Genomic DNA, 25830 nt, shown 5'->3' on the forward strand with positions numbered 1-25830 from the left:
CCTGTCCCTCGCCGCGCCGATCCCCGACCTCCCGCGAAATGACGAGGGCCTGTTGGTGAAACTCGATGGCGCGCCGTGTCTCGCCCAAAGCGGCGTGGGCGAGGCCCAGATTGCCGAGGTGGTTGGCGGCGAGGCGGAGGTTGCCCATCTGGCGCGCGGCGGCGGCGGCGACGGTCAGCCAGACGCTCCACTCCCGTTGGTGCAGGCGCAGATCCAGGACATACACCCCGGCGTCGGGCAACTCTGCAGCGACCCGTTGCGCCGTTGGGTTGTGCTCGGCGTGGGCGATGGCCCAGGCGGCGGCGGCGGCGATGTTGCGGGCGTCGGCGTCGTAGCGGGCCAGTCCGGCGGCCACGCCGTCCTGATCGCGCTTATAAAGCTCATTGGCCGCTTCCAACACCGCCATAAAATGGAGGGCGAAGCGGCCCTGCGCTGTGGCGAGGCGGGCGGGGGTTCCCGGTTCCGGGTCTTCGGCGGGGGCGAACAGGTCACGGGCCAACGGGCGCATCAGGTCGTGCAGGCGGTAGCGCCGCGTCGGCGCGTCGTGCAGCAGCAGGGAGCGGTTGAGCAGGGTGCTCAGGGGACGGGCGGCGTCCGCGTCCGGGACCTTCCACAGCGCCGCAGCGGCGGCGCGGTCGAAGTCGGCGGGGATGATGGACAGGCTTTGCCAGCGGGCGGCCAGGGCGGGATCCTGTTTGGTCAGGCGGTGCAGGCTGTGGCGGAGGATGGCGGCGACGTTGGAACCGCTGTCGCCGTCGAGGAACAACCGGTGCGGGCGGGTGCCCTCGTCCGCCAATTCGGTGAGGTAGTCGGACAGGGTCAGATCGATGGCGGCGGCCAGCGTGGCCCCGGCGACGCGCAGGGCCAGCGGCAAGCGCCCGCACAACTCGGCCAAGCGGGTCCACTGGTCCTCCGTCCCCGTCGCATCGGGGGCAAGGGTGCGCAGCAGGGCCACCGAATCGGCCAGCGGCAGCAGGCCGAGCGTCAACGGCCTTGGGCATCCCGGCGGCTGCACCAGCGTGCGCGCGGTGATGAGCGCGCCGCAGTGGGGTGGCGGGATCAGGTCGCGGATTTGATCGGTGTCGGCGGCGTTGTCCAGCAGGATCAGGGCCTTTTTGCCGGACAGCGTGGCGCGGTAGATGGCGCGGGCCTGGGCCGGATCGGTCAGGGCCGGGGTTTCCGGGTGAAAGGCGCGGATGACGTGCATCATCGCGTCCAGCGGGGCGGTGGGCGCGCCCACGCCATGGCCGTTGAGATCGACGACGATCTGCCGGTCGTAGCGGTGGGTCAGACGTTGGGCGGCGTGCTGGGCCAGCGTGGTCTTGCCCACCCCGCCCATGCCCTGCACCGCCGCAATCACCACCGTCGCGCCGCCGTCCTTGTCCAACGCCGCCGTCAGCGTCGCCAACTCCGCATCCCGCCCAACAAACTCCGGCAAATCCCCCGGCAGTTGCTGAAACGCGGTGGGCGGGACCGGTGGGGCGGGGAGGTGGATCGTCGGGTTGATGACGGCGTTGGGGGCATCCCCGTTGATGGCAACGGCCCCCGGAGCGCTTGCCGTTGTCTGATCTCCGGGGAGCGTCATTTCTTTTCCAGTCTGGTGGAGATCCGCGCACCATTCGCGTTGCCGCCAATCGCCACGGCCCCCGCGCCCGATGCGATGACCGTGTTGCCGCCCGTGCCGTCGGCCAACGCGGCGGCGACCTTTTCCAACAGGTCAGCGTTTCGTTTCAGCAGGCCGGTGATGGCGTCGTCGAGTTCGTTGCGGGCGTCATCGTCATCGGGCGTCGCCGCGAGTTGCTTGGCCTTTGCCACAACACTGTCGCCTTTGGGCGCGCCGCTCAACAGCGCCCAAATCGTCTTTCCCCGCTCAAAGGTGGCGGCAACAGCGGTTTTGCCGATTTCCTTCGCGCCGCCATCCAGAATGGCGGGCAGCAGCGGTGACAACAGAGCGGTGACTTGAGTGGCGGTGGTGACGGCGTCCATGTCGGCGTTTCCCCTGCGGTTTTTACCCGTATGGGTGGAAGCGTAGCAAAGGCATGCGGCGAAATGGAGAGAAAAATGCCCAAACAAAAACCCCGCCGCTGTGGAGCGACGGGGTTGTTTGACCCGCAGGGATGCGGATGGGTGTTACAGCGAGGATTCGACCCACTGGAACAGGGCGCTCTTGGGCAGGGCACCGATCTTGGTGGCGGCGACGTTGCCATCCTTGAACAGCATCAGGGTGGGGATGCCGCGCACGCCGTATTTGGTCGGGGTGGTGGGGTTCTCGTCGATGTTCAGCTTCACGACGGTCACGCGATTGGTCATTTCGGCGGCCAGCTCGTCCAGCGCCGGGGCGATCATCTTGCAGGGTCCACACCATTCCGCCCAGAAATCGACCAGGACCGGACCCGCCGCCTGCAGAACGTCCCGCTCGAAGCTCGCGTCCGTAACCTTGATGGTGCTGCTCATGTGACCTCGTGCCTGAATTCAGGGGGGATGCGAACGCGCGGGCGCGCCGCAGACCATCCACCCCTGTCTGTGGAATTGAGCAAAATGTAGGGTGTACCGCCGGTCCCGGTCAAGTCACCCCATCGGGTCCGGTCCTGCCCCCACCCGGTCGGCCCCCTATTCCACCCCCGTTGGCGGGGCGAAATCAATGGCGTCGAGCAGGGCGGCGGGCAGCTCCATGATGAACGGCCCGTCGGTCCACAGCAGGGCGCAGCGGATGGTTTTGCCGGGGTAAATCGCGGTGAGTGCGGCGCGGTAGGCGGCCATCTGGCGGCGGTAAACCGATGGAACATCGTCCAAAACGCGCGGCGGCGGGCGGTTGGTCTTGTAATCGACGATCCAGACCTCCGCCCCGCGCACGGCCAGCCGGTCGATCCGCCCGGCCAGCGCGCGGCCCTGGACGACGCCGACCAACGGAACCTCCGCCTTCGATCCCGCGCCGAACAGATGCGCGAAGTCCGCATGGCTCAACACCGCCAGCGTCTCCGCCGCGATGGCCTCGCGCTCCTCCGCCGTCAGCTTGTGCGCCGGGCGGTCGAGGAAGCGGCGGCAGGCGTCCGCGCGCGCGCCGGGGTCAAGGTCGGGCAGCGTCTGCAACAGCCGGTGGACCAGCAGCCCGCGCTTGAACCGCTGGCCGTCGTCGGTCCCCAGCGGGGAGCGCACCGCCGGTTCCTCCCCATCCGGGCGGGACGGGGTGAGCGGGCGCGAGGGTTCGGGTTCGGTCGGGGCGGGGGCGGTCAGCCAGACCGGGGTTCCGGGATCGGCGGCGGCGCTGGCGTCGGGCGCGGGAACGGGCGGGGTCGCGGTCTGCGGCCCGGTCAACCGCCAGCCCTCCCCGGCCCAGCCCGCCGGATCCAGCCCGGTGGCGTCGAAGGCCAGCGGCTGGGCGATGCGGCGCAGGGCGGCTTCGACCAGCCGGTACCAGCAATCCTCCGGCGGTTCACGGCGGCCCTGATAACCGCAGACATACAGCCGGTCCTCCGCGCGGGTCAGCGCGACGTAAAGGAGGCGGCGGTATTCCTGATCGCGCCGCCGGTTGGCCCGCGCCCGCGCCTGGGCGCTCTGCCCATCCTCCTGCGCGCGGCGGGCGGCGAAGAGGGGAACCGGGCAATCGGCGTCCGGCCACAGGATCGCCGGGCTTTGCGTCGGGCTGCCCATGGTGTCGGGCAGGAAGACGATGGGGGCCTGCAAGCCCTTGGACCCATGGACGGTCATGATCCGCACCACGCCGCCGCTCTGCTCCTGCTCGCGCTTGATCTCGGCGTCGCTGGCCGCCATCCAGGCCAGGAAATTTTGCAGGGAGGGCGGCTCGGTCCGTTCAAAGGCCAGGCAGGCGGCCAGCAACTCGTCCAACGGATCCTGCGCGTCCGGCCCCAGCCGTTTCAGGATGGCGCGGCGGCCCGACCGGGTGTCGGCCGGGCAGGGGCGGTTCAGCAGACCGGCGAACAGCTCATACGGGGCGGAAAAGTCGGTGCGCGCCAGCAGATCGCCCAGATAACGGCGGGCCGGGCGAAAGGCGGGGTCATGCTCCGCCCGCGCCACCAGCGCCCGCCACAGCGTGCCGCGTCGGCCGTTCGGCATCGACACTTGGGCCAGCGTGAACAGCTCCTCCTCGGTCAGGCCGATCAGCGGGCCTTTCAGCAGGGTGGCGAGCGTCAGATCGTCGTCGGGCAGCAACAGGAAATCGGCCAGCGCCAGCGCGTCCATCACCGCCAATTGCTGGGTCAGCACCATGCGGTCGACCCCGGCCACCGGCACGCCGCGTTCCTTCAGCGCCCGCACCAGTTCGGTGACGAAATCGGTGCGGCGGCGGACCAGCACCATGATGTCGCCGGGCTGGATGGCGCGGCCCTTGGCCGCCAGCCGTTCGCCGCGCGCCAGCCAATCGGCCACGGTGGCGGCCAGCACGGCGGCGAGCCGGGCCGACGGCGAATCGGCGGTTTCGCGCTCCACCGGCGGCGACCATGGCGCGCTGTCCACCGCATCGGCGGGCTTGACCGGCGGCCACAGCTCCACCAAGCCGCCCTGGCCCTTGCGGAAGGCGTGGTGGCGGATGACCGGGGCGGCGTCCGACGCCACGCCGTCGCGCGCGGTGTCGAGCGCGAAGACGGCGTCCACCGCGTCGAGCACGGCGGCGGTGGAGCGGAAGGACACGTCGAGATCGACCGACGCCCACAGCCGTTCCGACGCCTCCGCCTGCGCCTGGAAATGGCGGCGCATCCGGTTGAATTCGGCGGGATCGGCGCGCTGGAAGCTGAAGATCGACTGTTTCTCGTCGCCCACCGCGAAGACGGTGCGCAGCGTGCCGTCCGCCGCCCGCGCGTCCACCCCGGCGAAAAACTCGTCGGCCAGCGCCTCCACGATGCGCCATTGCTCCGGGTTGGTGTCCTGCGCCTCGTCGATCAGGATGTGATCCAGGCCGCCGTCGAGCTTGTAGAGCACCCAGGGCGTGGCGGGCGGTTGCCCCTGCTCGCCGTGCAGCAGGCGGTTGGCCGACAGGATGAGGTCGTCGTAATCGAGCAACGCCCGCCCGGCCTTGCGCGCGCGGTAGGCGTCGAGCATGGCGTCGCCCAGCGTCAGCAGCGCGGCGGTGGCGGCGGCCACCCCGGCGGCGCGCACCCGCTCGCCCACCATCACCAGCCGTTCGGCCTCCGCCAGCAGATCAGCGGGGGCCTGGGGGGCGGACGCGGCGGCCTTTTTGGTGATGAGGGTTTTGCGCGGCGTGCCTTCCGCCGTCAGGAACAGCTTTTGATAGGCGTCGAACCCGGCAACGCGGCGGGGGTGATCGGCGTCGAGCCAGCGTTGCAGGGCGATGCCGCGCTCCTGGTCGGTGGCGCTGCCGCTGGCGAGCGCGGCGCAGGCGGCGCGCAGGGCGGGTTCGTCGGCTGTGGCGTCGTCGCTTCCGCTGGCGCAGGCCGCCGCGATCAGGGCGGTTTCGCTGGTGCCGGGGGCCACCTCCAACCGGCGGTAAACCGCCTCGATCAGCCCGTCCAGCCCGGAAAAGGCGGTGGTCAGGCGCTGGATCTGGCCGCGCTCGGCGGTCAGGGTGGCGAGCAGGCCGGCGAAATCCTCCGCGTTCAGCTCGGCGGTCAGGCGGGTCATCGCCCGGCCCAGCGCGCTGTCGGGGGCCTGCCGCCCGGCGTGGAGCACGGCGTCGCGCGCCTCCACCAGCAGGGCCGAGGCGGTGCGGTCGTCCATCACCTCGAAATGCGGGGCGAGCCGGGCCTCCAGCGGGAAGCGGCGCAGCAGCGATTGGCAAAAGGCGTGGATGGTCTGGATCTTCATCCCGCCCGGGCAATCGACCACCTGGGCGAACAGGCGGCGGGCGTTGATCCGGGTTTCGCGGCTGGGCCGCTCCCCGCACAGCTTGGCGAGCTGGTCCTCCAGCGCGTCGTCGGGCAGGGTCGCCCAATCGCCCAGCGTGCGGTTCACCCGGTTGGCCATCTCCGCCGCCGCCGCCTTGGTGAAGGTCAGGCAGAGGATGCGGGCGGGCGGGGTTCCGGCCAGCATCAACCGCAGCACCCGGTCGGTCAGGACCTTGGTCTTCCCCGATCCCGCCGACGCCCCCACCCACACCGACGCGCCGGGGTTGGACGCCCGCAACTGCGCGACGTTGGGGTCGGGCGGCAGGCTGCGGGCAGGGTCGGGGGCGGGGGTGTCGGGCGGGGAGGCGGGGGCCGTCATCACGCCGCCTGGGTCGCGGTGTCCCCACCGGTCAGGGTGGCGGCCAGCGCGGCGGTGTGGGCGCGGATGTCGTCCGGCCAGGGCTGGATCAGCGCGGTGAAGCGGTCGGCGTCCTGGGCGAACAGGGCGCGCGTGGCCTCCTCGTAATTCGGCAGGTCGCCCGCCATCACGGTCATGAAGCGGTGGACGGCGTCGAGCGCGCGGCGGGCGCGGTCCTTGTCCTGGCTGGCGCGCTTGGCCTCCTCCACCAGCTTGCGCAGCGTCACCGACGCCCCGCCGGGTTGGGTGGCGAGCCAATCCCAATGGCGCGGCAGCAACGTCACCTCGCGCGACACCACGCCCAGCTTGGGGCGGCCCGGCCCGTTCTTGCGCGCGGCCTCCACCGGGGCGGGTTGCGGCAGGCGGGCCAGCACCTCGTCCAGGCTGCCGCGCAGGTCCAGCTCGACCCGCGCGCTGGTCGCGGCCTCGAACACCAGGATCGGGGCGGTGTCGCCGCCGTCGCTGTGCGCCTTGACCGCGCGGGCCAGCGTGGCCAGCGGCCCCATCGCGATGCGGCGGGACCCGGCGAAGGCGATGCAGGGGGTGGTGGGGGACAGGGCGGCGGGGCTGGCGGCGGCTCCGGTCGGGCTGATGGACGGGCTGTCGCTGGCGGACGGGTCGCGGCGGGTCACGGGGATGGGTCTCCTGGTCCTCCGGGAAGCGGAGGGCGGCGGGCGTGGTTTAGCCTGTTTGGTGAAGAAACGTCAATAACGCCGGGGTAAAATCACTCAATTTTTTCGCCGGGGTAGGTCCCCCAGAACTCCGACCGTTGCAACCAGCCGCGATAGCCCTTGATGTCGATCTCGCACCAATCGCCCTGGCACTTCTTCAGGGAACCGATGACGCCGACCTCGGCCCGCGCGATCACGCTGGCGTCGCTTTGCGGGTGCTTGCGCAGGGAACGGACCTGCCCGGTGACGAGCGCGCCGCGCCGCCCGGCCAGCGCGCTTTGGTGGACCCAGCCCTCGGCCCCCTCCCAATCGCGGATGCGCCGCCAGGTGTCGAACTCCTGGATGATTTCCACCGGCATGTCCTTGCGGGTGAACACCCAGTCGATGGGGTAGCTGCCGTTGGGGCCGGAGCGCAGATTGACCTCGCCCACGCGCAGGGTGACGAAGCGCGGGATCGGCAGGCCCGACGCGTGGGTCGGATCCTTTTCCTTGCGCGGTTCGGCGGCGTGGACCCCTCCGGCGCTCCCAATCAATCCAACCCCGAACATCAGGGCCAACGCGACGGAGGCGAAGCGGCGAGCGAGCATGGAGGCACCGGGGCGGAAACGGGTTGGCGAGTCGGGCGGATCGGCTGGACCTTGCGCCGCACTATAGGGAGGCGGACTCGTCCGGGGCAAGGCTCGCGGTGGTGTCGGGGCGGTGTTGGAGCGGTCATTCGTCACAGCGATCTGGACAGTGAAACAACCGCTTGGTATGGCAACCGCTGGCCGTCGCGCGCGCCCGCGCATGGCGATGGAAGGTTAGGGGAGGCACCAGCTCGATGACCGACAAGAAAAAGCCGCTCGTCGTCGTTACCCGCAAGCTGCCGGACGTCGTCGAAACCCGGATGATGGAGCTGTTCGACACCCGTCTGAACCCGGACGACACGCCCCTGTCCGCCGCCCAGCTGGCCGACGCCGTGGCCAACGCCGACGTGCTGGTCCCCACCGTCACCGACCGCATCGACCGCGAGCTGTTGGACAAGGCCGGGCCGCGCCTGCGCCTGATCGCCTCCTTTGGCACCGGCGTCGATCACATCGACCTGAAAGCGGCGCGGGAGCGCGGCATTGTCGTCACCAACACGCCCGGCGTGTTGACCGAGGACACCGCCGACATGACCATGGCGCTGCTGCTGGCCACCGCGCGGCGCGTGGCCGAGGGCGAACGGCTGGTGCGCTCGGGCCAATGGACCGGCTGGGGGCCGACGACCATGCTGGGCCACCGGATTTCCGGCAAGCGGCTGGGCATTCTCGGCATGGGCCGCATCGGGCAGGCGCTGGCGCGCCGGGCGCGGGCCTTTGGCATGTCGATCCACTACCACAACCGCCGCCGCGTGCATCCCGAACTGGAACAGGAGCTGGAGGCCACCTATTGGGCCAGCCTGGACCAGATGCTGGCGCGGATGGACATCGTGTCGATCAACTGCCCGCACACCCCGGCCACCTATCATCTGCTGTCGGAACGCCGCCTGAAGCTGCTGCGCCCGCACTGCTACATCGTCAACACCTCGCGCGGGGAGGTGATCGACGAGGTCGCCCTGACCCGGATGCTGTCCAAGGGCGAGATCGCCGGGGCCGGGCTGGACGTGTTCGAGCATGAACCGGCGGTCAACCCCAAGCTGCTGCGGCTGGACAACGTCGTCCTGCTGCCGCACATGGGATCGGCCACCATCGAGGGCCGCATCGACATGGGCGAGAAGGTCGTCATCAACATCAAGACCTTCATCGACGGCCACACCCCGCCCGACCGCGTGCTGGAAACCCTGCTGTAAGCGGCGGCGGGTTCAAGCAACAGAACCAGCCAACGAAGCCAATCAACGAAACGCCCCTTTCCCCGCCGCTGACGGGGGACGGGGCGTTTCGCTGTCCACCTTCAAGCGGCGAAGAGCTGCTCGTCGGTCAGCGCCATCACCGCGCCCGATCCGGTGACGATGGCGGCGCGCAGCGCGGCCACGCGGGGCAGGAACTGCGTGGCGAAGAAGCGCGCGGTCAGCGGCTTGGCCGACAGGAAGGCGGCGTCGGCATCCCCCGCGCCGCCCGCCAGCAGGCTCGTGGCCACCCGCGCGGCGCGGGCCAGTTGCCAACCGCCCGTCACCAGCCCCAACAGCTCCAGCAGATGGGCCGAGGCCGCCGCCGGCAGGCGGGCGTCGCCCGTCGCCGTCAGCAGCCATTCCACCGCGTCGCCCGCGTGGATGACGCTGTCGCGCAGGGCAAAGCCGGTCAGGCGCAGCGCCTCGTCCGGGCTGTCGCCCAGCTCGCGCCCGAGTGCGGCGATGTCGGCCAGCAGGCCGCGCACCGCCGCCCCGCCGTCGCGCAGGATCTTGCGGTTGACCAGATCGTTGGCCTGGATCGCCGTGGTCCCTTCGTAGATGGTGGTGATGCGGGCGTCGCGGTAATGCTGGGCCGCTCCGGTTTCCTCGACAAAACCCATGCCGCCATGGACCTGCACGCCGTCCGACGCGATGACCTGCCCGGTTTCGGTGCACCAGCCCTTGGCGATCGGGGTCAGCAGATCGACCAGCAGCGCGGCCCGCGCCCGTTCATCCGGGTCGGCGTGGCTGTGGGCGACGTCCACGGCGGCGGCTGCGGTGTAGAGCAGGCCGCGCATCGCCTCGATCCGCGCCTTCATCCCCATCAGAAGGCGGCGCACGTCGGGGTGATGGACGATGGCAAAGCGCCCGTCGCCGCTCCAGCCCACCGGCTTGCCCTGCACGCGGTCGCGGGCGTAGCCCAACGCCTGTTGATAGGCGCGCTCGGCGATCGCCAAGCCCTGCATCGCCACGTTCAGGCGGGCGTGGTTCATCATGGCGAACATGCATTCCAGGCCACGGTTCGGCTGGCCGACCAGCCAGCCGATGGCCCCGCCCTCGTCGCCAAAGGACAGGACGGCGGTCGGGCTGCCGTGGATGCCCAGCTTGTGTTCCAGCGACACGCAGGTGACTTGGTTGCGCGCGCCCAGGCTGCCGTCGTCGTTGACCAGGACCTTCGGCACGACGAACAGGCTGATGCCCTTCACGCCCGGCGGCGCGTCGGGCAGGCGGGCCAGCACCAGATGGATGATGTTGTCCGTCAGGTCATGGTCGCCGTAGGTGATGAAGATCTTCTGGCCGGTGACGAGGAAATGGTCGCCGTTCGGGACCGCGCGCGAGCGGGTGGCGGCAAGGTCCGATCCGGCCTGCGGTTCGGTGATGTTCATCGTGCCGGTCCATTCGCCCGACACCATCTTGGGCAGATAGCGCGCCTTCAACGCGTCGTCGGCGTAGAGCCGCATGGCGTTGACCGCCCCTTGCGTCAACATCGGGCAGAGGGCGAAGGCCATGTTGGCCGATTGCCACATCTCGTGCACGGCGGTGTTCAGCAGGTTGGGCAGGCCGGTCCCGCCCTGTTCGGGGTCGAAGGGCAGGCCGTTCCACCCGCCCTCGATCAGGGTCTGCCACGCGTCCTTCCAGCCATCGGCGGTGCGGACGGTCTTGTCGGCGGTCAGCGTCGCCCCCTGGCGGTCGCCGATTTCGTTGAGCGGGGCCAGCGTGTGTTCGGCGATCTTGGCGGCTTCCGACAGGATGCTGTCCACCATGTCGGGGGTGGCGTCGCCAAATCCGGGCAGGGCGGCCACATCGGCCATGCCGACGAGATGGTCGAGGACGAAGCGGATCTCTTTGAGCGGCGGAACATAGGCGGGCATGGCGAGACGCCTCCCTAACGGATGGGGGATGGACAGGTTTGCGGACGGGGGAGCCTCAGAGCGCGGCGGACAGCTCCGGCAGCGCCTTGAACAGGTCGGCGACCAGGCCGTAATCGGCGACCTGGAAGATCGGGGCCTCTTCGTCCTTGTTGATGGCGACGATGACCTTGCTGTCCTTCATGCCCGCCAGATGCTGGATGGCACCGGAGATGCCGACGGCGATGTAGAGGTCGGGCGCGACGATCTTGCCGGTCTGGCCGACCTGATAATCGTTGGGCACGAACCCGGCGTCGACCGCCGCGCGCGAGGCCCCCACCGCAGCGCCCAGCTTGTCGGCGATGGCCTCCAGCAGGTGGAAATTCTCGCCCGACTGCATGCCGCGCCCGCCCGACACCACGATGCGGGCCGAGGTGAGTTCGGGCCGTTCCGATTTGGACAATTCCGCCGAGACGAAGCGCGACAGGCCGGGATCGGCCACGGCGGGGATCGTTTCCACCGGGGCGGGCGCGCCGTCCCCGGCGGCCTCGAAAGCGGTGGCGCGCACGGTCGCGATCACCAGCGAATCGGCGGTTTCGACGGTGGCGAGCGCGTTTCCGGCGTAGATCGGACGGACGAAGCGGTGGGGGGCGACCACCCCGGTGATGTCCGACAGCATCGCCACGTCCAGCAGGGCGGCGACGCGCGGCAGGGCGTTTTTCGCCGTCGAGGTGGCCGGGGCCAGAATGTGGCGGTAGCCCCCGGCCAGCGTGACGATCAGCGCGCTCAACGGTTCGGCCAGCGGGTGGGCGTGCAGTGGCGACTCCACCAGCAGCACCTTGGTCACGCCGTCGATGGCGGCGGCGGCGCTGGCCACCCCGGCCACGCCCGACCCGACGACCAGCGCGTGGATGTCGCCGCCGATGGCCTTCGCGGCGGTGACGGCGTTGCGGGTCGCGGCCTTGAGCTGGCCCTGCTCATGTTCGACCAGAAGGAGGATGCTCATGGGATGACCTTCGCTTCGTTCTTCAGTTTGGCGACCAGGGTGGCGACGTCGGGCAGCTTCACCCCGCCGCTGCGGCCCGGCGGTTCCGACACCGACAGGGTGGTCAGGCGCGGGGTCAGATCGACGCCCAGCGCGTCCGGCGTCACGGTGGCGAGCGGCTTTTTCTTCGCCTTCATGATGTTGGGAAGGGTGGCGTAGCGCGGCTCGTTCAGGCGCAGATCGGCGGTGACGATGGCGGGCAGCGGCAGGGCCAGCGTTTCCATCCCGCCATCGACCTCGCGGGTCACGGTCAGGCCGCCGTCGGCGGCGGCGATCCTGGACGCGAAGGTCCCCTGGCCCCAGCCCAGCAGGGCGGCCAGCATCTGGCCGGTCTGGTTGCAATCGTCGTCGATGGCCTGTTTGCCGAGGATGACCAGACCGGGGGCCTCCTGCGCCACGATGGCCTTGAGCGCCTTGGCCACGCCCAGCGGCTGGGTTTCGGTGTCGGTCTGCACCAGGATGGCGCGGTCGGCCCCCATCGCCAGCGCTGTGCGCAAGGTGTCCTGGGCGGTGGCCGGGCCGACGGTGACGACGACGATTTCCGTCGCGACCCCGGCTTCCTTCAGGCGCACCGCCTCTTCCACGGCGATTTCGTCGAAGGGGTTCATCGAGAATTTGACGTTGGCGGTCTCAACGCCGGTCCGGTCGGTCTTGACCCGGATCTTGACGTTGTAATCCACGACGCGCTTGACGGCGCAGAGGATTTTCATGGCGGGGATCCTCAAGAACGGATGGGAAGAACGGATGGGGGAGTGGGGGGTGGTGCGGGCGCGCGACGGCCCTGCCCCTCCCCCGCTTGGGGGGCGGGAGAGGGTGGTGGTGGGGACCGTGGCGGGGACCGGGAAAAGGCGGGCGGGTGCCGGGAGGCCCGCTTACAGCTCTTCGGTCTTCTTGCGCAGGACGTATTTCTGGATTTTGCCGGTCGAGGTCTTTGGCAGCGGGCCGAACACCACGGTGCGCGGGGCCTTGAAATGGGCCATGTGGGCGCGGCAATAGGCGATGATGTCGGCCTCGGTCGCGGCGGCCCCGTCCTTCAGGTTGACGAAGGCGCAGGGGGTTTCGCCCCATTTCTCGTCGTGGCGGGCGACGACGGCGGCCTCCAGCACGTCGGGGTGTTTGTAGAGCACATCCTCCACCTCGATGGAGGAGATGTTCTCGCCGCCGGAAATGATGATGTCCTTGGAGCGGTCCTTGATCTCGACATAGCCGTCGGCGTGCCAGACGGCCAGATCGCCGGTGTGGAACCAGCCGCCCGCGAAGGCGTCCGCTGTCGCCTTGGGGTTCTTCAGATAGCCCTTCATCACGTTGTTGCCGCGCATCAGGATCTCGCCCATCGAGCGGCCATCCTTGGGCATCGGTTCCAGCGTTTGCGGATCGGCGACCACGATCTCCTCCAGCATCGGGCCGCGCACGCCCTGGCGGGCCTTGATCGCCGCCTTGTCGTCGATCGACAGGTCGTTCCAGCGGTCGTGCCAGACACAGACCACGGTCGGGCCGTAGCATTCGGTCAGGCCGTAGACGTGCGTCACCTCCCAGCCCATCCGCTCCATGCCCGCGATCACGGCGGCGGGCGGGGCGGCCCCGGCGACCATCACCTTGACCTTGTGATCGATGCCCGCCTTCAGATCGGCCGGGGCGTTGTTCAGCAGATTGAGCACGATGGGCGCGCCGCAGAAATGCGTGACCTGCTCCTCGCGGATCAGGCGCAGCACGGCGTCGGGGCGGACTTGACGCAAGCAGACGCTGGTTCCGGCGGTGACGGCGATGGTCCAGGGGAAGCACCAGCCGTTGCAATGGAACATCGGCAGGGTCCAGAGATAGACCGGGGCGTCGCCCATGTTCCAGGACAGCGCGTTCGACACCGCGTTCAGATAGGCCCCGCGATGGTGGTAGACCACGCCCTTGGGGTTGCCGGTGGTCCCGGAGGTGTAGTTGAGCGCGATGGCCTGCCATTCGTCGGTCGGCAGGATCCAGGGATGCTCACCGTCCGCCCCGGCCAGAAACGCTTCGTAATCGCAGGAGCCGATCAGCTCACCGCCGCTGTAGAGCGGATCGTCGATGTCGATCACTGGGATCGGCGCGCCGAGCAGGGCCAGCGCCTTTTTCGCCACGGCGGAGAACTCGCGGTCGACGAACAGGATCTTGGCCTCGCCGTGGGTCAGGATGAAGGCGATGGCCTCGGCGTCCAACCGGGTGTTGATGGCGTTCAGCACGCCGCCCACCAGCGGCACGCCGAAATGCGCCTCGAACAGTTCGGGCGTGTTGGCGGCCAGCATGGCGACGGTGTCGCCGGTCGTGATGCCGCGCGCGGCGAGCGCTGCGGCCAGACGGCGCACGCGGGAGAAGGTCTCGGCCCAGTTGCGGCGGACGGGACCATGGATGACGGCGGTGCGTTCCGGCCAGACCGACGCGGCGCGTTCCAGATAGGTCAGCGGCGACAGCGCCACGAAATTCGCGGCGTTCCGGTCAAGGTCACGGTCGTAAGCGTTGGCTTCCTTCATCGGACCATTCTCCCCAGGGTAATTTTGTTGGTTGTGATTCTTGTTGGTTGGCGTTGCTGCCGTGACCGGTCGGGCCGGTTGGTTCGGCTCTGATCCGGTGCTGTATCAGGTCAGCTTTGCGAAACTTTCTCCCGATTATGACCAATTGTTGCGGGCGTCCGCGCCACGCCTCACCGCAACCAGGCCACATCCCCGGCAAAGAGATAGCCGGCACCGTAGACGGTCTTGATCAGGCGGGGCGCGCGCGGGTCCTCCTCGATCTTTTTGCGGATGCGCGACACCCGCACGTCGATGCTGCGGTCGTAGGGGAAATCGTCGCGGTCCAGGTCGGGGCCTTGCAACTGCTCGCGCGACAGCACCCGCTTGGGCGCTTTCAGCAGGGTCAGCAGCAGGGCGGCCTCGGCGGCGGTCAGGCTGTCCTGACGCCCGTCGTCGGCGGTCAGGGTCAGGTCGCCCAGATCGAACACCCAGCCGCCAAAGCGGGCGCGCCCGGTTTCCGCCGTGGCGGCGGCGGTGGTCAGTTGCTCGCGCCGCCGGATGGCGCTGTTGACGCGGGCGACCAGCTCGCGCGGTTCAAAGGGTTTGACGATGTAATCATCGGCCCCCAGCTCCAGCCCCAGCACCCGGTCGGAGGTGCCGCCCCGCCCCGACAGGATGATGACGCCAAAGCGGACGTCGGCCCACAGCTCGCGCACCAGGGTCAACCCGTCCATGTCGGGCAGGCCGAGATCGACGATGCACAGGTCGGGGGCCTGGCGCTGGATCGCCTGGCGCGCGTCGCGCCCGCTGCCCCAGGCCGCGACCTCGTAGCCGTAGCTTTCCAGAACCCCGGTGACGAGGTGGCGGATGTCGGCCTCGTCCTCCACCAGATAGATCCGCTTCTTGTGTGTCACGCGCGTTTCCCCCGTTTCCCCGTTTGCCGGGTGTCCTTGCTGCCCCGCACCGTCCGGTCCGTTCGCTTGTTGGACCGTGGCCGTTCAGGCCATGGTTGCTTCAGGCCGTGGCGGCGGGGGTTGCTTCAGGCCGTGGCGGCGGGGGTTTTGGCGGGATCGCCGATGCGGCCGATGGCGGCCACCAGATCCCGCTTGTCCCATGGTTTGCCCAGTATGACCGTGTCGGGGGGCGGCTCGCCAGACTCCACGGAAAAACCGCTGACCAGCACCACGCGCAGGTCCGGGCGCAGCCGCCGGGCGCGGCGGGCCAGCTCGATCCCCGACAGGCCGGGCATGACGATGTCCGACACCAGCAGCGACAGGCCGTCGATCTGCTCCACCAGCTCCGCCGCCTCGTCGCCGCTGGCGGCCTCCACCACGGAAAAGCCCAGCTCGACCAGCTGTTGCCGCATCACCTGCCGCACGTCGTCGTTGTCCTCCGCCACCAGGGCCAGCGTGCCGCGCCACCCGCTGTCCAGTGCGTCGGGCGGCGGTGGGGCGGTGTCGGCCCGGTGCGGGGCCGGTTCGGCGCGCGGCAGCAGCAGGGTGATGGTGGTCCCGCGCCCGGCCACGCTGTCGATGCGCAGATAGCCGCGCGATTGCTTGACGAAGCCATAGACCATCGACAGCCCCAGGCCGGAGCCTTGCGCCTTGGTGGTGAAAAAGGGTTCGACGGCGCGGGCCAGCGCTTCAACCGTGAAGCCGCTGCCGCTGTCGCGGATGCGCAGCTCCAGATAATCGTCGGGGCGGACCGGCTCGTCGAAGGGCAGTTCGTCGGGCGGGGGGGAGTCCGCCACCCCCTCCGCCATCACGGTGCGCCGGGCGACGGCGATGTCGAGCCGCCCGCCGTCGGGCATGGCGTCGCGCGCGTTGATCGCCAGATTGACCAGGGCGTTTTCCAACTGGGTCTGGTCGGCGATGGTCCAGACGTTCGGGGGGGAGGCGTCCGGCCCCTCTCCGGGCACGGTGATGGCGATGTTGCTGGGGAAGGAGCGGCGCAGCAGCACCGCCATGTCGCGCAGCAGGCCGCACAGCTCGATGGGTTCGGGCTTCAGCGGTTGCTGACGGGAAAAGGCCAGCAGCCGCCCGGTGATGTCGGCCCCGCGTCGCCCGGCGCGCTGGGCCGGTTCCAGATAGGCGTCCAACCCCTCCACCCCGGCGTAGCGTTCGCGCGCCGCCGACAGGTTGCCGATGATGATCGACAGCAGGTTGTTGAAGTCATGGGCCAGCCCGCCGGACAATTGGCCGACCGCCTTCAGCCGTTGCGCCTCCACCAGCTGGCGTTCGGTCTGCTTTTCGTCGGTGATGTCGAGCGTCAGCACGAACAGCCCGGCCACCGCGCCGTCCGCCCCGGTGTGGGGGATCAGGGTGGTTTTGGTGATCAGCGTGCGCCCGCCGCGCGGCAGGCTGTATTCGAACGTCACCGCCTCCCCCGCCCGGCAACGGTCGAGGTGGGGGGACAGGGTGGCGTGGGCGCGCCGCCCGACGATGGCGGCCAGCGGCTGGCCGATGACCTCGGCCTTGCTGCGCCCGACCAGCTCGGCCCAGCGCCGGTTGGCGAAGGTCAGCCGTTCCGCGCAATCCAGCCCGGCGATGCTGGCGGGGATGGCGTCGAGGATCACGCGCTGGCGGGCCTCGGCCTCGGCCAGGGCGCGGCGGGCGGTGTCCTGGCTGGCGACGGCGGCGCGCAGGCGGGTGTTGGCGTCCTCCAACGCGGCGGTGCGGTCGCGCACCCGGCTGTCGAGCGTGGCGATGTTGCCGCGCACCCGCCCGACCATGGCGTCGAAGGCGGCGGCAAGCTGGCCGATCTCGTCGTCGCGGCGGATGCCGCTTTCGGCGTTCAGGTCGCCCGCCCGCACCAGCGCGGCGGTGTCGGCCAGCCGCCGCAACGGCCCGACCAGCCGCCGCACCGCAACATAGCCCAGCACGCCGCCGGTCAGCATCAGCGCCACGGCGATGGCGAGGATGCGGTTGCCCAGCACCACCGACGACCGCCGCAGCTCCTCCACATAGACCGACGAGGCGATGTACCAGTCGAAGCCCTGGAAATGCCGGACCCAGCTGATCTTCTCATAGGCGTAATTGCCGGGGTCGTCGGGCTTGTCCCACAGATAGGTCAGCGGTTCGCCGCGCGCGGCGGCGATCTTCAGCTCTTCGGCGATGGGTTTGCCGGTGACGGGGTTGACCAGCGTGCCGAAGGCTGTGTTTTCGATGTTGGCGTTCGGGTGGATGATCATCCGGTTCGCCGAGTCGAAGATGTAGAGATAGCCGGTGCGGGCGATGCGCAGGTTGCGCAGGGCCTGGCGCAGATCCTCGATGGCCTCGGCCTTGCGCCGCTCCACCTCGGCGTCCACGTCGGCCAGATAGGCACCGGTGCCGACGACGATGCCGCGCTGGGGCAGGTCGCGGAAATAGCTGAGCTTGGGCGCGCGCTCGTCGCCGTTGGGCCGCCACCAGGGATAGGTCAGGAAGCCGTCGCCCTCGCGCCTTGCGGTGGCGATGATGGTGGGCAGGATGTAACGACCGGTGTTGTCGCGCAGGTCCGATTTGTCGTGGCCCTGATAGTCGGGCGACGGGTGGGAGAGAATGACCGACTGGTAATCGGTGGCCCAGATGTAGCCGTCGCTGCCATAGCGCAGGGCCTGCAACCCCTCCGCCACCTGCCGCTTGGCCTCCTCGCGGGTGATCTCGCCCCGGTCGGCGCGGCTGTGGACATGGTCGATGTAACCGGCGGCGGCCGACACCATGTCGCGCAGCCGGGTCTTGTAGGATTCGACGGTGGCCGTCCGCTGCTCCTCCAGCCCGCCCCGGATTTTGCTGACCAGCTCGAACACGTTGTCGAGGATGGTGCGGCTGGCGTCCCGCTCGATCTCATAGGCCTTTTCCTCGATCAGCGGGACCGACAGCAGATAGACCGCCGACGAAAACAGCCCCAGCGTCAACAGGATGGCCGAGAACAGCCGGAGGAACAGGGGCGAGCGGACCATGGTCGGGGGCGCGGATGGGGCTGGGGACAGGCCCGGCCATAGTTTCAGCTTCGCCGCCGCCGCTCAACCGCAAAGGCTGCGAAAATTGCCAAATTTGACCTGAAACAATTCGTCATATTTCCGGGAAATTTGGGCAAAAAAGCGGGTGTAGGGGGTGTGGCAGGATCCCCCGCCAAGGGGGCGCGCAACGACAAAAGACGGCCGTCGGCCACGACGGGCATCGTCTGGAGGAAGCATGTCAAACCCCATCTACGCGCGGGTTCGCCAGAACCCGAAATTCCACGATCTGGTCCGGCGGCGCAGCCGTCTGGCCCTGACCCTGTCGGCCATCGTGCTGGTGTCCTACTACGCCTTCATGATGGTGGTGGCCTTTGCCCCGCAGGTGCTGCGCGCCCCGCTGGGCGAGGATTCGGCCCTGAGCGTCGGCTTCCCCATCGGGGCGGCGATCATCGTGGTGTCGTGGCTGCTGACCGGCGTCTACTCGCACTTCGCCAACGGCGTGTTCGAAGAGCTGAACGACCAGATCACGCGGGAGAGCCAGCCATGAGCCGCGCGGGGGAACAGACGGTTTCGGGGCGTTCGACGGCGGCGTTGGTCGCCGGTCTGGCGGGTGGTCTGGTGGCGCTGGCCGCCGGGTCGGCGCTGGCGGCGGGCGGGGATTTGGGCGCGGTGGACAAGCAGCCGGTCAACGTCTCGGCCATCGCCATGTTTCTGGCCTTCGTCGTGATGACGCTGGGCATCACCTATTGGGCGGCGAGCCGGACCAAATCGACCGCCGATTTCTACACGGCGGGCGGCGGCATCAGCGGTTTCCAGAACGGGTTGGCCATCGCGGGCGATTACATGTCGGCGGCCACGCTGCTGGGCCTGTCCAGCCTGGTCTTCGCCAAGGGCTATGACGGCTTCGTCTACACCATCAGCTTTTTCGTCGGCTGGCCGATCATCCTGTTCCTGCTGGCCGAACGGCTGCGGAATTTGGGCCATTTCACCTTCGCCGACATCGCGTCCTACCGGCTGGACCAGAACAAGATCCGCAGCTTCGCCGCCATCGGCTCGCTGACGGTGGTGTGCTTCTACCTGATCGTCCAGATGGTTGGGGCCGGGCAGCTCATCAAGCTGCTGTTCGGGCTGGATTACAATGTGGCGGTCGTCGTGGTCGGCGTGCTGATGGTGGTCTATGTCACCTTCGGCGGCATGATCGCCACCACCTGGGTGCAGATCATCAAGGCGGTGCTGCTGCTGGGCGGCGGGGCGATGCTGGCCTTCCTGGCGCTGTCGCGCTTCGGCTTCAGCCTGGAGGCCATCGCCAAGAGCGCCGTCGCCTCGCACAAGGACGGCATCAAGATCATGGGGCCGGGCACGCTGCTGGCCGATCCGGTGTCGGCGGTGTCGCTGTCGCTGGGGCTGCTGTTCGGCACGGCGGCGCTGCCGCACATCATGATGCGGTTCTTCACCGTCCCCAACGCGAGGGAAGCGCGCAAGAGCGTGTTCGTGGCCTCGGGCTTCATCGGGTTCTTCTTCCTGCTGGTCTGCATCCTGGGGATGGCGGCGATCACCATCGTCGGCACCGATCCGCAATTCTTCGAAGGCGGCAAGGTCGGCGGCAAGCTGATCGGCGGCGGCAACATGCCGGTGATGCATCTGGCCAAGGCGCTGGGCGGCGACCTGTTCCTGGGCTTCCTGTCGGCGGTCGCCTTCGCCACCATCCTGGCGGTGGTCTCGGGTCTGGCGCTGGCCGGGGCGTCGGCCATCGCGCACGACCTCTACGCCCGCGTCATCCGCAAGGGGCAGGCGACGGAGCGCGAGGAGATGCGCGTGTCCAAGATCGCGTCGCTGGTGCTGGGCGTGCTGGCCGTCGTGCTGGGCATCGCGTTCGAGAAGCAGAACGTCGCCTTTCTGGTCGGCCTGACCTTCGGCATCGCGGCGTCGGTCAATTTCCCGGTGCTGATCCTGTCGATGTACTGGAAGGGGCTGACGACGCGCGGCGCGCTGGCCGGTGGTCTGGCCGGTCTGGTGTCGGCGGTGACGATGGTGGTGCTGTCGAACGCCGTCTGGGTGGTGGTGCTGAACAACCCGGCCCCGATCTTCCCCTACGAACACCCGGCCCTGTTCTCGATGACGCTGGCCTTCCTGGTGACGATCGTCGTGTCCAAGCTGGACCGCAGCGCCGGGGCGCAGGCCGAACGCGGGGCCTACGACGACCAGTTCGTGCGCTCGCAGACCGGCATCGGCGCGGCGGCGGCGTCCAACCATTGATGGGCAACCACTGACGCCCTGACCTCCAAACGCCGAGGCGGTGTTGCACGACGACGGCCCTCTCCCGTGTCCACGGGGGAGGGCCGTTGCCGTTGGGCACCGGGGAAGAGCAAGGGGAAAGTCAGGCCCCCGCCGACACCGTGTTGTCCTTGCGGCGGGACAATTGAACCTGACCGTCCAGGCATTTGACGTAGCCGGTCTTGCCCAGCTTCAACCCGTCGAGGATCGTCACCAGGGCGCGGGGGATGGCGGCGAACTCCTTCGATCCCCGGGACTGGGTGTTGTAGTTGGCGATGTGGGCGCGCAGGTCGGCCTTGGACACCGGCTTGCCGTCGTTTCCGATCATGGTGGGCTGTTTCCTGGTTGGGTGGGGCGCTGGGTGGGGGAAGGTTACGCCGGGGGGCTGGGATCGGCCACCGTCGCCATGGCGGCGCGTTCGACGCGGGCGGCGGGGAAGAGGATGCGCACGGTGGTCCCGCGATCCAGATCGCTGTCGATGGTCAATTTGCCGCCGTGCAGGTCGATCAGGTTGCGGCTGATCGACAGGCCCAGGCCGCTGCCGCCGAAGCGGCGGGCGATGGAGCTGTCGGCCTGCTGGAAGGGTTCGGCGATGGTGGCCAGCGCGTCGGGGGCGATGCCGATGCCGGTGTCGCGCACCGTCACCACCAAATCCCCCTGCGCCTCGCCGGAACCGCCGCCACAGCAGACCTCCACCTGCACCTCCACCCGTCCACCGCTGGGGGTGAATTTGACCGCGTTGGCCATCACGTTGAGCAGCACCTGACGCACCGCGCGTTCGTCGGCGTAGAGGCGGGGAAGATCGGGCGGAATCGTCACCGTCAACTGCACCTGGCCACGCTCGGCGGGCAGGATCGACAGCGCACGGCAGGAGTCCAGCGCGTCGGCCAGATCGATCCACTGTTCGTCCAGGGTGAAGCGCCCGGCCTCCAGCTTGGACATGTCGAGCACGTCGTTGATCAGTTCCAGCAGATGGCGGCCGCTGTTCTGCACATGGCGGGCGTAATCGTGGTAGCGCGGGTTGCCCAGAGGGCCGAACAGCTCGTGCAGCATGATGTCGGAAAAGCCGATGATGGCGTTCAACGGCGTGCGCAGCTCGTGGCTCATGGTGGCGAGGAAGGCGCTTTTCGCGCGGTTGGCGGCCTCGGCCTGCTCCTTCGCGGCGGCCAGCCGGTCTTCCGCCTCGATCCGTTCGGTGATGTCGCGCACCAGCATCAGCACGCTGGGGCGCGCGCCGAAATCATCGGCCAGCTTCTGGGTCCGCGCCTCGAACCAGCGCAGCCCCGCCTGCACGGTCAACTGATACTCCATGCGCTGGGGCTGGCCGGTGGACAGGGTGCGGCGCAGGCTGTCCATCAACTGCCGTCCGCGCCAGTCGGGCAACACCTCCTCCGCCCGCCGCCCGATCATCTGCTGGACCGGCAGCACCAGCAGCGCGTCGCTGTTGGCGAAGATCTCGCGGTAACGCCCCTCGTCGTCGAGGATGAAGACCAGATCGGGCAACGCGTGGACCAGAGCCGACAGGCGGGCGGTGCTGGCGCTCAACGCCTCTTCGGCCAGACGGCGTTCGGTGACGTCGCGGGTGACGCCCAGATACAGGCCGTTGTCCAGCCGCACCGCGTTGACCTCGACCCGCAGGGTCGCACCGTTCCGGTGCCGCAACGCCATTTCGCCGCGAAACACCCCGGTGCGTTTGCAGGTGCGGAACCCGTCGGCGCTGCTCGGTCCCATCGGGTGGTCCAGCGCGATCAGGTCCAGCACCCGCCGGTTCAAAATCTCGTCAAGGCTGTAGCCCAGGGTCTGGCAACCGGCGGGGTTCACATCGACGCACCGCCCGGACTCGTCGCTGATGAAAAACCCCTCCATCGCGGCGTCCAGGTAGGAGCGCAAGCGCGCCTCGCTTTCGCGCAGACTGTTTTCGAACCGTTTGCGCTCGGTGATGTCGCGCGCCTCCGTCACCATCAGGACGACGTGGCCCGCCTCGTCGAACACCGGCTTGATCGACACGTCCATGATGCGGACGCCGTCGGCGGTGTGGACGTCGGTTTCGTAGCGGACGAACTGGCCCGACGCGGCGGTTTCGATGGAATGGCGGAACTGCGCGGCGATTTCCGGCGTGCGCGCCCAGCCGCGAAACTCCCACGCCGGGCGGCCGATCACCGCTTCCGGCGGCAGGTTGGCCAGCGCGCAGGCGGGTTGGTTGAGCGCCACCACCAGGCCATCGGGCGACAACAGGCCCATGATCTGGAAACTGCTGTTGAACAGGGCCTGGGATTGCCGTTCGCTTGCGCGCAGGGCCTTGGTGGTTTTCTCCAGCCGTCCGAGATGGCGGAGCAGTTGAACGGCCAGCGCGATCAACAGACCGGTCATCACGGCGGTTTCCGCCACCCGCCGCCAGAGATCGGCGCGCCAGCTCGCCAGATAATCCACCGAACTCATCCGCACCAGAACGTGCAACGGCAGCCCTTCGACCGCGCGCACGGTGCCGACGCGGTCTTCCCCGTCGTAGCTGGACACGCCCGTCAGGGTGTGTGTTTGCAGACCGTCGGTGTAGCGCGGCAGGAAACGGGCGTTGGCGTAGGGATCCGACTCCGTCGGCACGTTGGGGCGCGAGTTGGCCAGCACCGCGCCGTCCTCGTGCCACAGGGTGATGAAGCCCTGCCGCCCGATGTCGAGCGAGGCGTAGAAGCGGGTGAAGCGGCGCAGGTCGATGATGGCGGCGGCCACCCCGGCGAAGTGCCCATCCGGGCCGGTCAGACGGCGGCTGACGGCGATGCGCCACCCATCGCCGTTGCCGTCGCGGAAGGGGGTGGACAGGTGGAGGGTGTCGGTCCGGGTGGCGCGCGGGGTTTCGAACAGATCCAGCCCCTGGACCCGGGTTATGGTCGACGCGCCGGTGTTGAAGCGCACCACCCCCTCCTGATCGGCGACCAGAAGGGAGCGGACGGTCGGGATGGAGCCGCCTTGCGACCCGCTGTCGGGAACCGTTGGCACAACCGCCGGGAGCGGGGCCGGGTGGCGCGCGCCCAGGCTTTCGATCAGCGCCAACAGCGATTGGTCGGCCGAGCGGATGGTGTTCAGCGCGTCGGCTTCCAGCGTGATCGCCAGATTGCGGGTCTGGCGCAGCGCGTCCTCGGTCGCCCGGTCGCGCGCGCGGCGCAGATCCTCGAAGGCGACCAGGGCGATGCCGCCGATCACCGCCGCCAACAGGCCGACACGCCACGCCACCACCCGCCCCATCACGCCGCCCCGTCCGCCCGATGGAAGAGGCGTGCCCCCGGACAGCCGCCAGCCAAACGAGCGTGGCTCCTGGGCCGATCCGGTCCCGGATTCAGGGGTTTCGGGCACTGATGCGTCCGCTCCGTTGGTTCCAACCACGCCATCCGATGGGCCAACCCGCCGCCAACCCACCGGAACGTTCGTCCGATACGAGTGTAGCACGCCCCCCCACCGGGTCCATCCGTTCCCGGCGGGACTGGTGAAAACCCGGATGGTCGCCCCCACGCGCCGGATCGGGCGGGTGTCGGAGTTTTGCTCGACAAAGCGGGCCGTCCGCGCTTCTCTGCCGGTCGTGTCATCGGTCGCCCGCTGGGGGAGCCTTCGTCGTGGATGTTCTTCAGGACCTCGTCAACAGCCCGCTCTATGGGTTGCTGCTGTTCAATCTGGCCATCGTCTGGCCGCTGTGGCGCATCCTGCGCCGGGCCGGTCTGTCGCCCTGGTGGGCGTTGCTGGCGCTGGTCCCGTTCGGGCAGGTTCCGGTGATCGGCGTGCTGGCGCACAGCCGCTGGCCGGTGCTGCCGGTGCGGGAAAAGCGCGCGGCCAAAACCCGCAGGAGCCTGTGAGATGGCCTTCATCAACGATCTGGAACCCTGGCAGCTTCTTCTCTTCATCTCGGTGGTGATGACCTACAGCATGGTCGCGGCCGGGTGGGTGGCGGCCAAGGCCGGGCGCAGCCCGCTGTGGGCGCTGCTGCTGCTCGTTCCTTACCTCAATGTCCTGGCGGTCTGGCTGTTCGCCTACGCCCGCTGGCCCTTCGTGGATGGCCCGGCGACGCCCGCCCCCCGCCCGGACGGCGACGACGCCTGAGGCTGCGGGCGGATGACACCGCTGTGAACGGGGGGGGCCGTGAACGGGGGGCCGTGAACGGGGGGCCGTGAACGGGGGGCCGTGAACGGGGGGTTGAAGGCGGGGGGGAAAGGCCTTACGGTCCCGCCCTATCTCCTTTTCCCACACCGCAAGAGCAGTCCCATGAGCGGCGCCTCCAAAAAGCAGGTCAAGAAAGTTGTGCTCGCCTATTCGGGCGGCCTCGACACCTCCGTCATCCTGAAGTGGCTTCAGGAAACCTATTCCTGCGAGGTGGTGACGTTCACCGCCGACCTCGGCCAGGGTGAGGAGCTGGAGCCGGCCCGCAAGAAGGCGGAGCTGCTGGGCATCAAGCCGGAAAACATCTTCATCGACGATCTGCGCGAAGAGTTCGTGCGCGACTTCGTCTTCCCGATGTTCCGCGCCAACACGCTGTACGAGGGCACCTATCTGCTCGGCACCTCGATCGCCCGGCCGCTGATCGCCAAGCGCCAGATCGAGATCGCCAACCTCGTCGGGGCGGACGCCGTGTCGCACGGGGCCACCGGCAAGGGCAACGACCAGGTGCGGTTCGAGCTGGGTTACTACGCCCTGCGCCCGGACATCACCATCATCGCCCCGTGGCGCGAATGGGATCTGAACAGCCGCACCACGCTGCTGGACTACGCCGAAAAGCACCAGATTCCGATCGCCAAGGACAAGCGCGGCGAAGCCCCCTATTCGACCGACGCCAACCTGCTGCACATCTCCTACGAAGGCAAGGCGCTGGAAGACCCGTGGGTCGAGCCGGACGAGGACATGTTCACCCGCTCCGTCGCCCCGGAAAAGGCCCCGGACACCCCGACCTACATCGAGGTGGATTTCCAGAACGGCAACGCGGTCGCCATCAACGGCGTCGGCATGACCCCGGCGCAAATCCTGACCGAGCTGAACCGCCTGGGCGGTGAAAACGGCATTGGCCGCCTGGATCTGGTCGAAAACCGCTATGTCGGCATGAAGTCGCGCGGCGTGTACGAGACGCCGGGCGGCTCGATCCTGCTGGTCGCCCACCGCGCGATGGAAAGCATCACCCTCGACCGGGGCGCTGGCCACCTCAAGGACGAACTGATGCCGCGCTACGCCGAGCTGATCTATTGCGGCTATTGGTGGTCGCCGGAGCGTCTGGCGCTGCAGGCCCTGATCGACCAGACCCAGGATGTCGTCAACGGGACCGTCCGTTTGAAGCTGTTCAAGGGCACGGTGTCGGTGGTCGGCCGCAAGTCGCCGAACTCGCTCTACCGCATGGATTACGTGACCTTCGAGCAGGACAGCGTTTACAACCAGAAGGACGCCGAAGGCTTCATCAAGCTGAACGCGCTCCGTCTGCGTCTGGGCGCGATGGCCAAGCAGAAGCTGGGCTGAGAGCACGTTTCAGAGTGCGAGAAC

20 protein-coding genes are annotated in these 25830 nt (G+C 68.9%); 6 read left to right on the forward strand and 14 right to left on the reverse strand.

Translation table 11 applies throughout. The features are described from left to right. From EJ903_RS17065 to EJ903_RS17085, 6 genes are all read right to left on the reverse strand, one after another. Nucleotides 1-1585 (reverse strand): AAA family ATPase (locus tag EJ903_RS17065; protein WP_148105285.1); only part of this gene is annotated, 1585 nt, incomplete at its 3' end. Further along, nucleotides 1582-2073, reverse strand: coding sequence for a hypothetical protein (locus tag EJ903_RS27355; protein ID WP_210211465.1), 492 nt, complete (start codon nt 2071-2073; stop codon nt 1582-1584). The genes EJ903_RS17065 and EJ903_RS27355, both read right to left, overlap by 4 nt. 57 nt (nt 2074-2130) lie before the next feature. Continuing rightward, on the reverse strand, nt 2131-2454 hold the full coding sequence (trxA, locus tag EJ903_RS17070) for a thioredoxin TrxA (protein WP_126617649.1): 324 nt from the start codon (nt 2452-2454) through the stop codon (nt 2131-2133). Between the two features lie 156 nt (nt 2455-2610). Continuing rightward, nucleotides 2611-6177: a double-strand break repair helicase AddA gene (gene addA, locus EJ903_RS17075; RefSeq protein WP_126617651.1), complete on the reverse strand. Its 3567-nt coding sequence runs from the start codon at nt 6175-6177 to the stop codon at nt 2611-2613. After that, complete coding sequence (locus EJ903_RS17080) at nt 6177-6848, reverse strand: DUF2239 family protein (protein ID WP_246015682.1); 672 nt, start codon at nt 6846-6848, stop codon at nt 6177-6179. The genes addA and EJ903_RS17080 overlap by 1 nt, the downstream gene beginning before the upstream one ends. 92 nt (nt 6849-6940) lie before the next feature. Beyond that, nucleotides 6941-7474, reverse strand: coding sequence for an SH3 domain-containing protein (locus EJ903_RS17085; protein WP_126617653.1), 534 nt, complete (start codon nt 7472-7474; stop codon nt 6941-6943). A 233-nt stretch (nt 7475-7707) separates the two neighbouring features. On the opposite strand from EJ903_RS17085, the gene EJ903_RS17090 reads away from it, so the two are divergent. Beyond that, the gene (locus EJ903_RS17090) at nt 7708-8697 is read left to right on the forward strand and encodes a 2-hydroxyacid dehydrogenase (protein ID WP_126617655.1); all 990 of its coding nucleotides are present in this window, start codon (nt 7708-7710) and stop codon (nt 8695-8697) included. 101 nt (nt 8698-8798) lie between these two features. On the opposite strand, the gene EJ903_RS17095 is transcribed toward EJ903_RS17090, so the two are convergent. From EJ903_RS17095 to EJ903_RS17120, 6 genes are all read right to left on the reverse strand, one after another. Next, a complete protein-coding gene (locus EJ903_RS17095) occupies nt 8799-10607 on the reverse strand; it encodes an acyl-CoA dehydrogenase (RefSeq protein ID WP_126617657.1) in 1809 nt (602 codons plus the stop codon). A gap of 55 nt (nt 10608-10662) precedes the next feature. Further along, a complete protein-coding gene (locus EJ903_RS17100) occupies nt 10663-11589 on the reverse strand; it encodes an electron transfer flavoprotein subunit alpha/FixB family protein (protein WP_126617659.1) in 927 nt (308 codons plus the stop codon). Then, a complete protein-coding gene (locus EJ903_RS17105; protein WP_126617661.1) occupies nt 11586-12338 on the reverse strand; it encodes an electron transfer flavoprotein subunit beta/FixA family protein in 753 nt (250 codons plus the stop codon). Before EJ903_RS17105 ends, EJ903_RS17100 begins: the two co-directional genes overlap by 4 nt. 162 nt (nt 12339-12500) lie before the next feature. Then, nucleotides 12501-14129: an acyl-CoA synthetase gene (locus EJ903_RS17110; protein WP_126617663.1), complete on the reverse strand. Its 1629-nt coding sequence runs from the start codon at nt 14127-14129 to the stop codon at nt 12501-12503. 170 nt (nt 14130-14299) lie between these two features. Next, nucleotides 14300-15022: a response regulator transcription factor gene (locus EJ903_RS17115; RefSeq protein ID WP_126617665.1), complete on the reverse strand. Its 723-nt coding sequence runs from the start codon at nt 15020-15022 to the stop codon at nt 14300-14302. Between the two features lie 125 nt (nt 15023-15147). After that, nucleotides 15148-18048 carry a cache domain-containing protein gene (locus EJ903_RS17120; protein ID WP_126617668.1) on the reverse strand — a complete coding sequence of 967 codons (2901 nt, stop codon included), beginning with the start codon at nt 18046-18048 and terminating at the stop codon, nt 15148-15150. A gap of 235 nt (nt 18049-18283) precedes the next feature. Here EJ903_RS17120 and EJ903_RS17125 point away from each other — a divergent pair, with 235 nt between their 5' ends. Both EJ903_RS17125 and EJ903_RS17130 read left to right on the forward strand, forming a co-directional pair. After that, on the forward strand, nt 18284-18595 hold the full coding sequence (locus EJ903_RS17125) for a DUF485 domain-containing protein (RefSeq protein ID WP_126617671.1): 312 nt from the start codon (nt 18284-18286) through the stop codon (nt 18593-18595). Further along, nucleotides 18592-20304, forward strand: a complete 1713-nt coding sequence (locus EJ903_RS17130) for a cation acetate symporter (RefSeq protein WP_246015684.1) — start codon at nt 18592-18594, stop codon at nt 20302-20304. Before EJ903_RS17125 ends, EJ903_RS17130 begins: the two co-directional genes overlap by 4 nt. A gap of 121 nt (nt 20305-20425) precedes the next feature. Here the strand turns inward: EJ903_RS17130 and EJ903_RS17135 are convergent, their stop codons facing one another. Together EJ903_RS17135 and EJ903_RS17140 are read right to left on the reverse strand one after the other, a co-directional pair. After that, nucleotides 20426-20650, reverse strand: coding sequence for a hypothetical protein (locus EJ903_RS17135; RefSeq protein WP_126617672.1), 225 nt, complete (start codon nt 20648-20650; stop codon nt 20426-20428). 44 nt (nt 20651-20694) lie between these two features. Continuing rightward, complete coding sequence (locus tag EJ903_RS17140; RefSeq protein WP_126617674.1) at nt 20695-23670, reverse strand: PAS domain-containing protein; 2976 nt, start codon at nt 23668-23670, stop codon at nt 20695-20697. A gap of 257 nt (nt 23671-23927) precedes the next feature. Between EJ903_RS17140 and EJ903_RS17145 the strand changes: the two genes are divergently transcribed. The 3 genes from EJ903_RS17145 to EJ903_RS17155 all read left to right on the forward strand — a co-directional run bounded on the left by EJ903_RS17145 (nt 23928) and on the right by EJ903_RS17155 (nt 25806). Beyond that, complete coding sequence (locus tag EJ903_RS17145; RefSeq protein WP_126617676.1) at nt 23928-24164, forward strand: hypothetical protein; 237 nt, start codon at nt 23928-23930, stop codon at nt 24162-24164. Between the two features lies 1 nt (nt 24165). Continuing rightward, a complete protein-coding gene (locus EJ903_RS17150; protein ID WP_126617678.1) occupies nt 24166-24408 on the forward strand; it encodes a hypothetical protein in 243 nt (80 codons plus the stop codon). A 162-nt stretch (nt 24409-24570) separates the two neighbouring features. Then, nucleotides 24571-25806 (forward strand): argininosuccinate synthase, encoded by a 1236-nt coding sequence (locus EJ903_RS17155; protein ID WP_126617680.1) that lies wholly within the window; start codon nt 24571-24573, stop codon nt 25804-25806. The last annotated feature ends 24 nt before the right edge of the window (nt 25807-25830 follow it).

The sequence above is a fragment of the Azospirillum griseum genome, assembly GCF_003966125.1.
GTDB lineage: Bacteria > Pseudomonadota > Alphaproteobacteria > Azospirillales > Azospirillaceae > Azospirillum > Azospirillum griseum.

Excerpts from the sequence above, each read along its gene's own strand:
- trxA (WP_126617649.1), bottom strand. The coding sequence starts at position 2,454 with ATGAGCAGCACCATCAAGGTTACGGACGCGAGCTTCGAGCGGGACGTT.
- addA (WP_126617651.1), bottom strand. The coding sequence starts at position 6,177 with ATGACGGCCCCCGCCTCCCCGCCCGACACCCCCGCCCCCGACCCTGCC.
- EJ903_RS17085 (WP_126617653.1), bottom strand. The coding sequence starts at position 7,474 with ATGCTCGCTCGCCGCTTCGCCTCCGTCGCGTTGGCCCTGATGTTCGGG.
- EJ903_RS17090 (WP_126617655.1), top strand. The coding sequence starts at position 7,708 with ATGACCGACAAGAAAAAGCCGCTCGTCGTCGTTACCCGCAAGCTGCCG.
- EJ903_RS17095 (WP_126617657.1), bottom strand. The coding sequence starts at position 10,607 with ATGCCCGCCTATGTTCCGCCGCTCAAAGAGATCCGCTTCGTCCTCGAC.
- EJ903_RS17100 (WP_126617659.1), bottom strand. The coding sequence starts at position 11,589 with ATGAGCATCCTCCTTCTGGTCGAACATGAGCAGGGCCAGCTCAAGGCC.
- EJ903_RS17105 (WP_126617661.1), bottom strand. The coding sequence starts at position 12,338 with ATGAAAATCCTCTGCGCCGTCAAGCGCGTCGTGGATTACAACGTCAAG.
- EJ903_RS17110 (WP_126617663.1), bottom strand. The coding sequence starts at position 14,129 with ATGAAGGAAGCCAACGCTTACGACCGTGACCTTGACCGGAACGCCGCG.
- EJ903_RS17120 (WP_126617668.1), bottom strand. The coding sequence starts at position 18,048 with ATGGTCCGCTCGCCCCTGTTCCTCCGGCTGTTCTCGGCCATCCTGTTG.
- EJ903_RS17125 (WP_126617671.1), top strand. The coding sequence starts at position 18,284 with ATGTCAAACCCCATCTACGCGCGGGTTCGCCAGAACCCGAAATTCCAC.
- EJ903_RS17130 (WP_246015684.1), top strand. The coding sequence starts at position 18,592 with ATGAGCCGCGCGGGGGAACAGACGGTTTCGGGGCGTTCGACGGCGGCG.
- EJ903_RS17135 (WP_126617672.1), bottom strand. The coding sequence starts at position 20,650 with ATGATCGGAAACGACGGCAAGCCGGTGTCCAAGGCCGACCTGCGCGCC.
- EJ903_RS17150 (WP_126617678.1), top strand. The coding sequence starts at position 24,166 with ATGGCCTTCATCAACGATCTGGAACCCTGGCAGCTTCTTCTCTTCATC.
- EJ903_RS17155 (WP_126617680.1), top strand. The coding sequence starts at position 24,571 with ATGAGCGGCGCCTCCAAAAAGCAGGTCAAGAAAGTTGTGCTCGCCTAT.